The 14,487-nt window shown below is 46.1% G+C and carries 11 protein-coding genes; 5 read left to right on the top strand and 6 right to left on the bottom strand.

Annotated elements, in window-relative coordinates:
* Nucleotides 1–60: 60 nt before the first annotated feature.
* From KFE26_RS04470 to brnQ, 6 genes are all read right to left on the bottom strand, one after another.
* Nucleotides 61–501, bottom strand: a complete 441-nt coding sequence (locus KFE26_RS04470) for a GNAT family N-acetyltransferase (RefSeq protein ID WP_212599771.1) — start codon at nt 499–501, stop codon at nt 61–63.
* A gap of 34 nt (nt 502–535) precedes the next feature.
* Nucleotides 536–871 carry a hypothetical protein gene (locus KFE26_RS04465; protein ID WP_311980920.1) on the bottom strand — a complete coding sequence of 112 codons (336 nt, stop codon included), beginning with the start codon at nt 869–871 and terminating at the stop codon, nt 536–538.
* A gap of 17 nt (nt 872–888) precedes the next feature.
* Entirely contained in the window at nt 889–2,613 is a 1,725-nt protein-coding gene (recJ, locus tag KFE26_RS04460) for a single-stranded-DNA-specific exonuclease RecJ (protein WP_212599769.1), read from the bottom strand.
* Nucleotides 2,614–2,707: 94 nt separating this feature from the next.
* Complete coding sequence (dsbC, locus tag KFE26_RS04455; protein WP_105250085.1) at nt 2,708–3,433, bottom strand: bifunctional protein-disulfide isomerase/oxidoreductase DsbC; 726 nt, start codon at nt 3,431–3,433, stop codon at nt 2,708–2,710.
* A gap of 140 nt (nt 3,434–3,573) precedes the next feature.
* On the bottom strand, nt 3,574–4,476 hold the full coding sequence (gene xerD / locus KFE26_RS04450; RefSeq protein WP_212599768.1) for a site-specific tyrosine recombinase XerD: 903 nt from the start codon (nt 4,474–4,476) through the stop codon (nt 3,574–3,576).
* A gap of 120 nt (nt 4,477–4,596) precedes the next feature.
* The gene (gene brnQ / locus KFE26_RS04445) at nt 4,597–6,009 is read right to left on the bottom strand and encodes a branched-chain amino acid transport system II carrier protein (RefSeq protein WP_212599767.1); all 1,413 of its coding nucleotides are present in this window, start codon (nt 6,007–6,009) and stop codon (nt 4,597–4,599) included.
* Between the two features lie 547 nt (nt 6,010–6,556).
* Between brnQ and KFE26_RS04440 the strand changes: the two genes are divergently transcribed.
* From KFE26_RS04440 to KFE26_RS04420, 5 genes are all read left to right on the top strand, one after another.
* Nucleotides 6,557–7,273 carry a tRNA1(Val) (adenine(37)-N6)-methyltransferase gene (locus KFE26_RS04440; protein ID WP_212599766.1) on the top strand — a complete coding sequence of 239 codons (717 nt, stop codon included), beginning with the start codon at nt 6,557–6,559 and terminating at the stop codon, nt 7,271–7,273.
* Nucleotides 7,274–7,509: 236 nt separating this feature from the next.
* Entirely contained in the window at nt 7,510–8,769 is a 1,260-nt protein-coding gene (srmB, locus tag KFE26_RS04435) for an ATP-dependent RNA helicase SrmB (protein WP_105250089.1), read from the top strand.
* 362 nt (nt 8,770–9,131) lie between these two features.
* Nucleotides 9,132–10,343, top strand: a complete 1,212-nt coding sequence (locus KFE26_RS04430; RefSeq protein ID WP_212599765.1) for an efflux RND transporter periplasmic adaptor subunit — start codon at nt 9,132–9,134, stop codon at nt 10,341–10,343.
* Nucleotides 10,343–13,534: an efflux RND transporter permease subunit gene (locus KFE26_RS04425; protein WP_212599764.1), complete on the top strand. Its 3,192-nt coding sequence runs from the start codon at nt 10,343–10,345 to the stop codon at nt 13,532–13,534. Before KFE26_RS04430 ends, KFE26_RS04425 begins: the two co-directional genes overlap by 1 nt.
* A gap of 228 nt (nt 13,535–13,762) precedes the next feature.
* Nucleotides 13,763–14,470 (top strand): TatD family nuclease-associated radical SAM protein, encoded by a 708-nt coding sequence (locus tag KFE26_RS04420; RefSeq protein WP_173497324.1) that lies wholly within the window; start codon nt 13,763–13,765, stop codon nt 14,468–14,470.
* Nucleotides 14,471–14,487 lie beyond the last annotated feature (17 nt).

The raw sequence follows: 14,487 nt of genomic DNA, 5'->3' as shown, positions 1-14,487 counted from the left end.
CAACAGACATCAAAGCTAACGCAAAAAAATAGCCAGCATTTGCTGGCTATTTTTTTGATGTTAACTAAGCCATTGATAAGGCTTAGCAGGCCTAATTTGCATTAGCATTTCAGGGGTGTCGACCGCTTTAAATCCAAACTGCGCGTAGAGTCCATGGGCATCGCGGGTGGCTAACATTATCCGTCTTAAACCTTGTAATTCAGGATGTTCAAGAATCGCTGTTATCATCAACTTGCTTAAACCTAAGCCGCGGTGCGACTCAAGTACAAACACATCGGCAAGATAGGCAAAAGTGGCTTTATCTGTAATTAAGCGGCCAAAAGCCACTTGTTGATTATCCTTATCAAATACCCCAAAACACAGGCTATTGGCTAACGCTTTTTGTAGCAGCGCCTTTGGCATGCCCTGCGCCCAATAGCTATTACTAATAAAGCCATGGATAACCTCAAGATTCATTTCAGCCTGATCTGTACTGACTCTGTATCCTGTTTCCTGCTGCATTTTCCTTTCTCCGAAATTTTTCGTTAACGTCAGTTCAGGTGTTATTGGCACTCATGAATATCATAAATGCCATCGCTAATAACACCACTTTAGCTAACGAATACAAAGCCCCCGCTAAAGTGCCACCGCCATGATAACTAAAGGCTAAGTGGCGATTGATTTCATACTTAAAGGATTTAGCTAAATAACGGTAAGCGAGAAAGTAAAACAAGGAGGCTGCTGGCCAAATCCCCATAAGCAGCATTTGCCCCTGAGCCTTAGTAGTGAGTAAGGTTGAGATAAACGGTACACTTAAGCAGACAACATATATCCAAGCAAAACGCTTAAGTAGCTGGCGAATTTTTTTATCGGATAATGATTTCAACTTCACTCCTTGTCATCAGAAGCTTACATAGCTTCGATTTGCTCAATCATAAGTTGCAGCGAAAAATTGCCGCGATACTCATTCACATCGAGTTTATACACAATACGGGCATGATTAATCGTCGCATCTGGCCAAGTGTGCAAATCCACATTAAAGGCAATGGCATCGAGCATCACAGTGCCGCATTGGGTTTCGAGTACGAGCTTAAGGTGGCGCTCACCGACAAGACGTTGTTGCACTATCGTAAAGTAACCATCGAATAACGGCTCTTCGAAAGCTTGTCCCCAAGGCCCCGCATTGCGCAGTAACTGAGCCATTTCAAGATTCAACTCTGCGGGAGTGAGTTCGCCATCGGACCAAAGCTCACCCGTTAACAACTCAGGTTTAAGCTGCTCACGCACCGCATCATCATAGGCTTTGGCAAATGTCGCAAAACTGCCCGCTTTGAGCGATAAACCCGCCGCCATTGCATGACCACCAAATTTGATAATCAGTCCCGGATGGCGAGTGTTCACTAACTCCAATAAGTCGCGCATATGCAAGCCTTTGATCGAACGCGCCGAGCCTTTAATTTCACCATTGCCCGCATCGGCAAAGGCAATCACGGGTCTATGGTATTTGTCTTTAATGCGCGAGGCCAAAATCCCGATCACGCCTTGATGCCAATCCTCTTGAAATAAAGCAATCCCCCAAGGTAACTCGGCTTCGTTAAGCTTTAAGTGCTCTAGGCTTTTTAAGGCTTCCTGCTGCATGCCGACTTCCAGCTCACGGCGTTCTTGATTCAATCCGTCAAGCTCTGCCGCCATGCGCCGCGCATACATCATGTCTTCGCAGAGTAAGGTTTCAACCCCAAGTGCCATTTCATCCAACCGGCCTGCGGCATTAAGCCTTGGGCCCACAGCAAAACCAAAGTCAGATGCGACAATGCGCGCCGGATTTCGCTTCGCCACTTCAAGCAACGCAGTAATCCCCACACGGCAACGCCCGGCTCGCACGCGCTGTAAACCTGCTTCAACCAAAATACGATTATTGGCATCGAGTGATACCACATCGGCAACGGTGCCGAGGGCAACGATGTCGAGTAATGTGCCTAAATTAGGCTCAGCAATACCATGGGTTTGATACCAGTTTCGCGTCCGTAATTCAGCCCTTAATGCCGTCATCAAATAAAAGGCCACGCCGACACCCGCTATCGATTTGCTGGCAAATGGACAGCCCGGTTGGTTAGGGTTCACTATCGCATCGGCAGCGGGTAACTCATGTCCGGGTAAATGATGGTCGGTAATCACCACTTGCATACCAAAGGCTTTGGCCGCCGCAACACCGTCAATTGATGAAATGCCATTATCAACTGTGATGAGTAGCTCAGCCTGTTTGGAGGCCGCAACTGCAACAATTTCAGGGCTTAAGCCGTAGCCGTAATCGAAGCGATTGGGGATCAAATAATCCACTTTCACCGCGCCCATCATCCGCAGCGCCAACATACACACACTGGTCGATGTGGCGCCGTCGGCGTCAAAGTCACCCACGATCAGAATCGACTTATTCGCCTGCATGGCATCGGCGATAAGCACCGCGGCTTCGGGCAACCCTTTCATAGTTTCAGGTCTTAATAGACCCTTAAGGACAAGCTCGCATTCGTGGGTTAGCGCACCACGACGAGCGTAAAGCTGTTTCAATAGCGGCGAAAGATGAGCGGGTAAATGGCTATCATCAACGGTTGGGCGACGGACTATCTTATGGATCAAGGGACTCAAACTCTCATGAAATCGTGGCAATAAGATAACAAAAAGGTGAGCCTTAAGCTCACCTTTCGTGGGAAAAATTTTACATTTTAGGCTGTTACTGACGTGCCTCTAAGGTGCGTAATAAGTCTTCAGGCGGTTGATAACCAGGGATCATATTGCCATCTTCTAATACGATTGCAGGCGTACCATTGACACCAAAGGTTGTGCCTAAAGCATATTGCTCGGCAATTTTAGCGTCACATGTTGCCGCAGCAACTTTGCTGCCCGCTTTAGCATCAGTCATGGCTTTTAATGGATCTTTAGCACACCAGATAGCTTGCATCTCGTCGGCATTAGCTGACGGCACACCCGCGCGCGGGAAAGCTAAGTAACGCACTGTAATACCAAGTTTATTGTAGTCAGACATTTGGCTATGCAGTTTACGGCAATAACCACAGCTAACATCGGTAAATACAGTGACCACATGTTTTTCGTTTTTCGCTTTATAGACAAGCATATTCTCTTCAAGCGGCTTCATCATTTCTAAACGCGGACCCGCTAATGCGGCTTCGGTTAAGTTTTTCATGCCCTTATCGATATCATACACACTACCGTGGAATAGTTTTGAACCATCACGGCTAATATAGAGCACGCCGCGGTTGGTCATGGCTTGATACAAGCCTTCAATTGGTGAGTCCTGCATAGAAATGACTTCAACATCTAACATCTCACCGAGTTTTTGCTTAATCGCAGCGGTATCGGGAGACGTCGCAGTGGCAGCGCTGGCAAGTGGTGCAACTAGGAGGGCAAAAACTAAGGATAATGCTGGGGTCAACTTCATGGGACATCCTATAAATTGTGTCACTACAACGAGATATTGGGGCCGTTCTAACTCGAGATATTCAATAGACCCTGTATAGGGGCAAAAAGTTACAGACAAGCCGCGCGGAAAGCAAATTTATGCTGTAACTAAATCCTTTTTTAGCCTCTAGGATGATGCTGTTGATGCAATTCCTGCAATCTTGCCCGTGCTACATGGGTATAAATCTGTGTCGTCGATAAGTCGCTGTGACCTAATAACAGTTGGACAACCCGCAGATCGGCACCGTGATTGAGCAAATGAGTGGCAAAAGCATGGCGTAAAGTGTGCGGTGATAATGCAGTTTCAATCCCCGCACGCAGAGCATAAAGTTTAATCCGATGCCAAAAAGTTTGCCGCGTCATCATCTGCCCGCGTTTCGACGGAAATACCACATCGGATTGTTTATTACCGAGCAACTCTTGGCGAGCAAATTTCATGTAGCCCTCCACTTCGGTAATAGCCAATTCCCCCAGCGGCACAAGACGCTCTTTGCCACCCTTGCCCACAATACGTACTAAGCCTTGGCGCAAACTCATTTGCTCCATGGTCAAGCCGACAAGTTCACTCACCCTGAGGCCAGTTGCATACAAAAGCTCTAGCATTGCCTTGTCACGGCATTCGACGGCATCATCCACATTGGGCTCAGACAGTAAACGGTCAACCTGCGACTCACTCAGAGAATCCGGCAAATGACGCGTTAACTTAGGCGACTCGACTAAGGCCATAGGATCGGCTGAAATCTGCTTGATCTGCACCAAATAAGTATAAAAACGCCGTAAACTGCTGAGCAGTCGAGCGCTACTGGTACGCGCAAAATTCTGCTCAACTCTAAAGGCCAGATATGCCCTAACATCGGCCTGAGAAACCGCAAGTAACGTCACTCCTTGCTGACCTTGATAACGATCAAAATGGCGTAGATCGGTACGATAGGCCGATAGCGTGTTATCACTCAGTCCCTTGCTTGACCAAAGATCATCAAGAAAAGCATCGATAAGTGGATCTGGCATATAGGTTTTAGGCACAAATACTCCATAAAAAAACGGCGTAATCAAATGATACGCCGTTGATATTAATTTAAATATGTCTAAGCCTGCATAAGCTTAACTGAGTTAAGCATAAAGACGAGAACTCGAATGCAAAGCCTAGGCTGCAGCCGTTTGACCACGGCCACGACCGAATACTAAACACAGTGCAATCGTCGCAATGGTCGGCAATAACCAAGCCATACCTTCTTCATAGAGTGGCAGCTTAGATAACACTGGAGACATAACATTCACTATATGGATAAAAACCTGTGCTAAGCCATTAATGGCTTGACCATCAGCGTCAGTCAAACTTTTCGCTGCCACTTTAAGACCATCGAAGATGCCGAAAAACAGTGCCACGCTCAGTACTGCACGATGTGCAAACTGTGGATTCGCAAAATAAGCGGTCAGGAAAGTCACAACCACAAGAGCAATAGCCACAGGATAAATCGTCATTAATACGGGAATACTAATAGCAATCAACTGACTTAGGCCCACGTTCGCAATCACAGCGCATATCAAGCTTAAAAAGACCACGAGGAAACGGTAAGACAGTTTAGGCATCAGCTCATTAAAGAACTCAGAACACGCACTCACTAGCCCAACCGCAGTGGTCAAACAAGCTAAAGTCACGACTGATGACAACAAGACTGAGCCTAGTTCACCAAACTCGCGGGTCACGTAATTTGTTAATATTTCGCCACCATTTTTAGTGCCGATAGCGATATCGCCAGCGGTTGCACCTAAAAAGAACAAGGACACATACACAAAAGTTAAACCAGCGGCGGCAATAAAGGCTGCACGGATTAGATACTTAGTTTGATCACTGGGTTGGTCAATGCCCTTTTTACGCAGGATATCAATAATCAACATACCAAACATCAAGGATGCTAACGTATCCATAGTGTTATAGCCTTCCAAAATACCTTTGGTCAGCGGATGCTGTTGGTAATCCCCCACTGCTTGGCCCACTTCGGATGCAGGTAAAAACAGCACTGAAACGGCTAATCCGACCAACAAAATCAATAAAATAGGCGTTAATACTTTACCTACGCTATCGAGCAACTTACCAGGGAAAAGCGCCAGCAACATAGTGACAGCGAAGAAACCTAATGTGTATAGCAGTTGCGTCAGGTTTAATTCCAAACTGCCCAGCAAAAACGTTGCCGTAGTGTCATCGATAAATGGCTTAGCGCCAATCTCGTAAGCCACTAATCCCGTACGCGGCGCAGCAAAAGCAGGGCCGATAATAATGTAAATCGCGACGGCCAATGTCGTTGCTGCAAATACTGGCAGCATAGCCATAACCTTACCTTGAGCCTTAGCGACAGCAATCAGTCCAACTAAAGGTAAACCTACGGCGGTAATCAAAAAACCCAACATGGCGAGGGGCATATTTTCGCCCGCTAACATACCCGCGAATGGTGGAAAAATTAGGTTTCCCGCACCTAAAAAGAACGCAAAGGTCATAAAACCTAAGCCTAATGTATCTCCGATACTCATCTGATTGTCTTGCACTGGAAGCCCCATCTTGTCTTATTGTTTTTTTACAAACTTAAGTGATTATGTGTCGATTAGCCATAGCTAAAACAAAGCCCATCCGGAGTGCAAATCTATGTTTACACGATTCCGTGGTAAATATGTTCGATATCTGCCGAGTTTATAAACGATGGCGAACGTTTATGTAGCCTAACTGACGACTAATTCACCAACAAACTCGTTTACCTATCCGTTAATCTTAAAAGTGATTAAAAATGGGGGCGAAACTAATACCAGACTTAAAGCATCAATACAAGACAACAAGTCCGTTCAGGCAAAAAAAGCTAAATAATGCTAAATAATGCTAAATAATGCTAAATAATGCTAATAAAAGGTTTCTAAGGCAATAAATTAAAGCGTTAATTAAGTGAAATTAGTATTACCACGTAAAATAGTAAATGATTTGGCGACACAAATTCATACAGCTAGGACAGATGCGACTGTTTAAAAACATTAGCTAAAAACGAGGGCTAGAATTAGAATATTGCGCGCCCAATATTGGGCCTAAATCACTTTAGAACGGCAAAATTAACTCCCCATGGCATTCACTTTTAAACAATTTCATATCGATGACATGAATTGCGGCATGGCCGTAGGCACAGACAGCGTCGTCCTTGGGGCATGGGCACAACTGACCACCGCGAAATCAATCTTAGATATAGGCGCAGGCAGCGGCTTACTCAGTTTAATGGCAGCTCAGCGCAGTCAAGCACATATCACCAGTGTCGAATTAGACACCAATGCCGCCCATGCTTGCCAACATAACTTCCACAATAGTCCTTGGGCTAATCGACTGACCTTAGTTAATTGCAGCATCCAAGACTTTTGCCAACAAACTGAGTATCAAGAGTATTTTGATCACATAATTTGTAATCCCCCCTATTTTGAGCAAGGCACGCAAGCGATACAATCCCAGCGCGCTATGGCCCGCCACACAGATAGCTTAAGCTTTACCGCACTACTCGATGCCATTCATGTGTGCCTAGCACCACAAGGAAAAGCAAGCCTCATATTACCAATGCAGAGTATGGCGCGTTTCGACGAAATACTAACGCACTCTCAGCTCAATTTGATTGAAATAACCAACCTTATCAGCATTGTAGGGAAAAGCGCTAATCGAGTACTCTGCGTGCTCGCCCACAAGACTCATCCACAAATGGCTCCAAAGCTCAGTGATATCGCTATTCGTGAAAGTTCAGGCCAATACACACAAACCATGGTGCAATTGATCCGAGATTTTTACCTTAAATACTGATATTGAGTCCAATCCTGACACCTTAAGTAAAGCTAGCTAAGTTTGGCAAATTTAACGAAAGGTCCAATTTCCCACAAATTAAATGCTAATACATTGACCTAAAAGTAATTAACTTATGTCGATTACCATAAAACTTTACTGACACAGAAGATAAACACAGGAGATCTAGATAAGTTATTTAAGTTAACCGCCATAACCTTTATAATGCTTCGCTATTATCCGTCGAGACGCTGCGCATGCAATTTGAAGATTTCCAGCTTGACCCTAGCTTATTAGAGTCGCTTAATGCCATGGGGCATCATTCACCCACTACGATTCAGCAAGAAACGATTCCTTACGCCCTAGAGCAAAGAGATATTCTTGCGCGCGCCCCGACAGGAACAGGTAAAACAGCAAGCTTTTTACTGCCATCGCTACAGCATTTGATCGACTTTCCCCGTCGTTTTGCTGGTCAAGCAAGGGTGCTAATCCTCACGCCAACCCGTGAGTTAGCCAGCCAAATCCACCGTTATGCGAGTCACCTAGCCACGGGCCAAGGTTTAGATATTGCTATCGTTACTGGTGGTGTTCCTTATGGACCACAGGAAGAGGCCTTAGCAGGCAACGTCGATATTCTGGTCGCGACCCCAGGCCGCCTAATGGAATATTTAGACAAAGGCAATTTCAACGCCCAAGAAGTCGATATCTTAATTATCGACGAAGCCGATCGCATGTTAGACATGGGCTTCTCTTCTGTGGTGCAAGCCATTGCTATTGAGGCCCAAGGCCGCAAACAGAACATGCTGTTCTCTGCCACCTTAGAAGGCGGCGGTGTACAACGTTTTGCCCGTGAAGTGTTAAACGACCCGATTGAAATCGATGTTGAAGCCCCTCGCAGTGAAAAAGCCAAGATCCACCAATGGATTCACTTAGCCGATGATAAAGAGCATAAATTTGCGCTGTTGTGCCATTTGCTACGCCAAGAAGATGTCAAACGGACTATCGTATTTGTGAAAACCCGCGACATCGTTTCTAGCCTAGAAGGCCAGTTACTTAAAGTCGGTATTCCCTGCGCCTTTATGCGTGGTGATATGGAACAGAAGAAACGCTTCCAAGCCTTGAGTCGCTTTACTAAAGGTGAAGTCAATGTCTTGTTAGCGACCGATGTGGCTGCACGCGGTATCGATATCGACGATATCACTCATGTGATCAACTTCGATATGCCACGTTCTGCTGACACTTATATCCACCGCATTGGCCGTACTGGCCGCGCTGGCGCAAAAGGTACCGCGATTTCGCTTGCCGAAGCCCACGACATGCGTATCGTCGGTAAAATCGAGCGTTATATCGAGCAACCGTTGAAACGCCGCGTGATCGAAGAGCTGCGTCCAAAGAATAAAGAAGCGCGCACACCGGGTAAGAAAAAAGCCAAAGTGAAAGCGAAAGAAGCTGCGAAGAAAACGAGCAAGAAAGAAGCGGCAAAGAAAGCGAGTAAAATCGCCCGTAAGAAAAAGTAACACCCGCTTAAATTCACCAAACTAAAGCCGCTATATGCGGCTTTTTTATTACCAAAATATAACTTACGTGGGTGATTTTACTAAAAATATCATGTTACGCTTAATTATATAGAATGAAATGCGGCGGATTTAGAGCGGTTAACCCCAATGCGTATTCATTCTTATTTCAATATATTCCAATCACCTAACTGAACCTTTCATCACCTTTCTGCTCTAATTTTCGCCCAAATATCGATGCACGATGCGCATATCTGTCACGGCATCACTTTTAGAAACATTTAATTTACAAAAATAAATTTATTGGCGTGGCCGACTCTGCTACTTTAACCCCATTACGCGATTAGCATGGATTTAACCATTATATGATGAAGACCCTACTGAGGAGACTGTCTCCTTTTCTTATTCTGCTGCTGTTTGTCTTTGGCGCAGCCTTATTAATGCAAACGAAGGAGGCGCCAGAACAAAAACCTGAAGAGATGCCCATTCCTATCGTTGATGTCACGCAAGTGACTCAGCAAACAGTATCGCTAAACTTACCTTCCTACGGCGTGGTTACCCCAAAGTATAAAACACAACTCGTGACCGAAGTTCAAGGCAGAATGCTCACTATCTCCCCTCATTTTGTTGCAGGTGGCATAGTCAAGAAAGGCGACCAATTAGCGCAAATCGAGCCCTCAGATTACGAGGCTGACTTAATGCAAGCCGAAGCGACGCTGGCCCAAGCCACCGCCGCACTGAACGAAGAAATAGCCCGTGGTGAAGTCGCTAAAATCGAATTCAAAGGCTATGACAAGGGCTTGCCCCCTGAGTTAGGTCTACGTATCCCGCAACTCAAAAAAGAACAAGCTAACGTAAAATATGCGCAGGCAGCACTGGCGCGAGCCCAACGTAACCTTGAGCGCACGGTTATTCGCGCGCCCTTTGATGGCATAATCAAAGTTAGAAATGTCGATTTAGGTCAATACGTTAGCTTAGGCACTAATCTAGGTGAGCTCTATGACACTCGCGTTGCCGAAATCCGCTTACCCATTTCTAATGATGATTTAGCCTATTTAGAGTCTGTCGATAATCCCGATACCCAAGTCACGCTTAGCGCCTCTTTGGCGGGCAAAGAAAATACTTGGGAAGGCAATATTATCCGCAGTGAAGGTGTTATCGATGCCGAAAATCGCATGGTGTATTTAGTCGCAGAAATCAAAGATCCCTATCTGCGCGCGAATAAAGTGCCAGGTAGCTTACCACTTAAATACGGCAGCTTCGTCAATGCAGTCATCAAGGGCCGCACTGTCGATGGCATAGTTAAATTACCCCGCCATGTGGTTCGTAACGACCAAGTCGCCCTAGTCAGCGACAAAAATATCATTGAAATGCGCCAAGTAAATGTGGTTCGTAGTGATTTAGAAAATGTGTTCATCAAAGACAGTCTAAAAACGGGCGAACGCGTCGCTACGACCCACTTTAACAGTATGGCAAATGGGCAAATGGTCAAAATCTTAGGTGAAGCGGCATTGCCCACTGAGACACCAAAAGAAAATACTCCTGAATCGAGTCTTGCGGCCGCTGGAGTCAAATAATGGACACTCAAAAAGGGATCTTAGCTTGGTTCGCCCGCAACAGTGTGGCCGCGAACTTATTAATGTGTGTTCTGCTCATCGGCGGCCTGTTCAGCAGTATTTTGATTAATAAAGAAGTTTTTCCTTCTTTCGAACTCAATTTATTAAATATTTCCGTCGCCTATCCAGGTGCGGCGCCACAGGAAATCGAAGAAGGCATCAATATCAAGATTGAAGAAGCCATCCAAGATATCAACGGCATCAAGAAAGTGACTTCTGTGGCTAGCGAAGGCGTTGGCTCGATTACCGTTGAAGTTGAAGACGGTTACGAAGTGCAGACCATTCTCGATGAAGCCAAACTGCGGTTAGATGCAATTTCAACCTTCCCAGTGAACATCGAAAAACCGAATATCTCTCAAATCAAGCCAGAGAATAACGTCATTTGGGTGTCTGTTTATGGCGATATGACACTCCACGATATGAAAGAATTGGCTAAGTCGGTGCGTGACGATTTAACCCAACTCCCCGCGGTAACCCGTGCGAAAGTCACAGGGGTGCGCGATTATGAAATCGGTATTGAAGTTTCTGAGAATAAGTTAAGAGAATACGGTTTGACCTTCTCGCAGGTCGCATTAGCAGTGCAAAACTCCTCCTTAGACTTACCAGGTGGCTCTATTCGTGCTCAAGATGGCGATATCCTATTGCGCACCAAAGGCCAAGCCTACACGGGCGATGACTTTGCCAATATAGTCGTCACAACTCGCGCCGACGGTAGCCGCGTGATGCTGCCACAAGTGGCGACCATCAAAGATGATTTTGAAGAACGTTTGGAATATACCCGCTTTAACGGCAAACCCGCTGCGATTATTGAAGTCACCAGCATTGATGATCAAAACGCCTTAGACATTGCAGACCAAGTTAAACAGTACGTCGAGCAGCGCCGCGCCACACTGCCAGCTAACGCTCAACTCGATACTTGGGGTGATATGACCCACTATCTCCAGGGCCGCTTAGACATGATGATGTCAAACATGTTTTACGGTGCCTTGTTGGTGTTTATCATCTTAGCCATGTTCCTCGATCTGAAGTTAGCATTTTGGGTCATGATGGGAATACCTGTTTGTTTCCTCGGCACTATGTTGGTCATGCCGCTCGAACCTTTCTCCATGACGATCAACATGTTGACCCTATTCGCCTTTATCTTAGTGCTCGGAATAGTGGTGGATGATGCCATTGTCATCGGCGAGAGTGCCTACACTGAGGTCGAACAACACGGTCACTCGGTTGAGAACGTGATCCGCGGTGCACAAAAAGTGGCTATGCCCGCCACATTCGGCGTATTAACCACAATTGCAGCCTTTATTCCCATGTTGATGGTTTCTGGCCCTATGGGGATTATCTGGAAATCCATCGGTATGGTGGTCATCCTCTGTTTAGCCTTCTCACTGGTAGAGTCTAAGTTCATTCTGCCAGCGCATTTAGCGCACATGAAGTTTAAAAAACCTGGTGCACCAAAGGGATTCTTTGGCCACCTAAAAGCCAATTTTAACGACAGAGTGCAATACTTTATTCACCACAGTTATCGCAACTTCCTCGAGCGCTGTATCAAACACAGATACAACGTGGTCGCGGCCTTTATCGGTGTATTGATTCTGTCGATTGCCTTAGTCGCCAGTGGCAAAGTGCGCTGGGTATTTTTCCCAGACATTCCCTCAGACTTTATTCAAGTTGAACTTGAAATGGATGAAGGCAGCTCCGAAGGTAACACCTTAAAAGTGGTACAGAGCATAGAAGAAGCCCTGTACAAGATGAACGAAAAAATGGAGAAAGATAACGGTTATCAAGTGGTGAAGCACAGCTTTATCAATATGAGCTCCCGTACCTCGGCCTTCATTTTTGCCGAACTGACGAAAGGTGAAGACCGGGAAGTCGATGGCGTGACGATTGCTGCCGCGTGGCGTGAACAATTGCCCGAGCTTTTGTCGGTTAAAAAACTCAGCTTTAACGCGAGCACCAACGATGCTGGTGGCGATATTTCCTTCAGACTGACCTCGAGTGACCTCGATGAGCTGTCCGCAGCCTCTAAAGAGTTGAAGCAAAAACTCGCCAGCTATGAAGGCGTGTACGATATTGCCGACAACTTTTCATCGGGCAGCCATGAAATTCGCCTCAAGATACGCCCAGAAGCAGAAGCCCTTGGCCTCACGCTTTCCGATTTAGCTCGCCAAGTACGTTATGGTTTCTACGGTTACGAAGCCCAACGGATTTTGCGTAATAAAGAAGAAATCAAGGTGATGGTGCGCTACCCATTAGAGCAACGTCGTACTGTGGGTTATCTTGAAAATATGCTGATCCGCACGCCAACGGGCACTTCGGTTCCCTTCTCGACCGTGGCACAAATTGAAAAAGGTGAATCCTACGCCTCAATTACCCGTGTTGACGGCAAGCGAGCGATTACCATCACGGCAAATGCTAACAAAAACATCGTTGAACCTTCAAAAGTAGTGCAAGAAATCCAAAAAGATTACCTGCCACAATTGCAGGCCAAGTATCCTAAAATCCAAACTGCACTGGACGGTGGCAGTTTGGATGAACAGAATGCCATGGTCGGTTTGATGCAAGGCTTCTTCTTTGCGCTGTTCACCATTTATGCTTTGATGGCCGTGCCACTTAAATCCTACAGTCAGCCGTTAATCATCATGTCTGTGATCCCCTTCGGGATTATCGGCGCCCTGTTTGGTCACTTAATTCAGGGACTCGCGATGAGTGTGTTAAGTCTCTGCGGCATAGTGGCATTAGCGGGAGTGGTGGTGAACGACTCCTTGATTTTGGTGGACTTTGTGAACCGTGCGCGGGAGCAAGGGCAGTCGGTCAGACAGGCGGCGGTCGATTCAGGCTGTTATCGTTTTAGGGCGATCATCCTGACGTCACTCACCACCTTCGTCGGCTTAGTGCCTATTATTCTCGAGCGTAGTTTGCAGGCGCAAATAGTGATCCCTATGGCGACATCCCTCGCCTTCGGTATCCTGTTCTCGACCCTTGTGACGCTAATTTTAGTGCCCTTGCTGTACATCATACTGGACGACGTTAAGCGCACTAGCAGCCGCTTCTTCAATTGGTGGTGGCAGCCTAAAAAAGACCATGAAGTGGACTTTACACCTGAGCATTTAGAGCCGCCAGTCCCCACTGACTATAAAAAAGACTATCTATAGGAAGTTAACTAGAAGCAGTTAATCAATATCTTGAACCTTAAAAAGAGAGCTTAGGCTCTCTTTTTAATCCTCAGTGCGAGTCAATAACCTCTCAATCATCTATGTCATTTTGAGTCTGCCGCGAGTGGCTTGAGCTTTCAAGTTGCGATCTAGTTGACAGTTATCGCATCAGGCTTTCGCTACACTGTGTTTAAGTCGTCAGCTATCGTTAGAATGAAACCCATCATTATGTCTGAGCATCTGCACAAGCAAAATATTGATAAACCACAAGTTGTCACCACAGAAACCCTAGCGAACGGTCACATAACAGATGAAGTTTGCACAAATGAAACCTGTGCGACTGAAACGCTTGTCTATGATATTCGTCGCAGTCGCTACCTTAATATTACGGGTCGCTGCACCCTGCGCTGCGCGTTTTGTCCAAAACATAATGGCAGTAAACAGATCCACGAATATCAACTGGCACTGTGTCACCAACCTAAGCCCGAAGAAATTATTCCACTGCTTGGCGATGTTAAAGACTTCGAAGAATATGTGTTTTGTGGCTATGGCGAACCAACCTTAAATCTTCCAACCTTGCTGGCGGTGGCGAAAGAAATTAAACAAAGAGGCGGGCGAGTACGCATTAATACCGATGGTTTAGGTAATTTAGTCCATAGGCGCAATATTTTGCCGGAACTAGCCAACTGCGTTGATAGTTTATCCATTTCCCTCAATGCGGATAATGAAGCCGCCTATATGGAACATTGTCGCCCCAAACTCGCTGGTTCCTATTCTGCCGTACATGCCTTCATCGCATTAGCGCCACACTATATTGAAACGGTACAAGTTTCGGCCATCGAAGGATTAGCGGGGGTTGATATCGACATCTGTCGTGAACAAGTTGAGTCCTACGGCTGCGAATTCAAGCATCGCATATTAGGCGCCTTAGGCTAAACGGCATTCTAATACAG

Source organism: Shewanella sp. M16, assembly GCF_018224605.1.
Taxonomy (GTDB): Bacteria; Pseudomonadota; Gammaproteobacteria; order Enterobacterales; family Shewanellaceae; genus Shewanella; species Shewanella oncorhynchi.
Note: the sequence above shows the minus strand (reverse complement) of the source record. Positions and strands in the feature narration are given on the sequence as shown.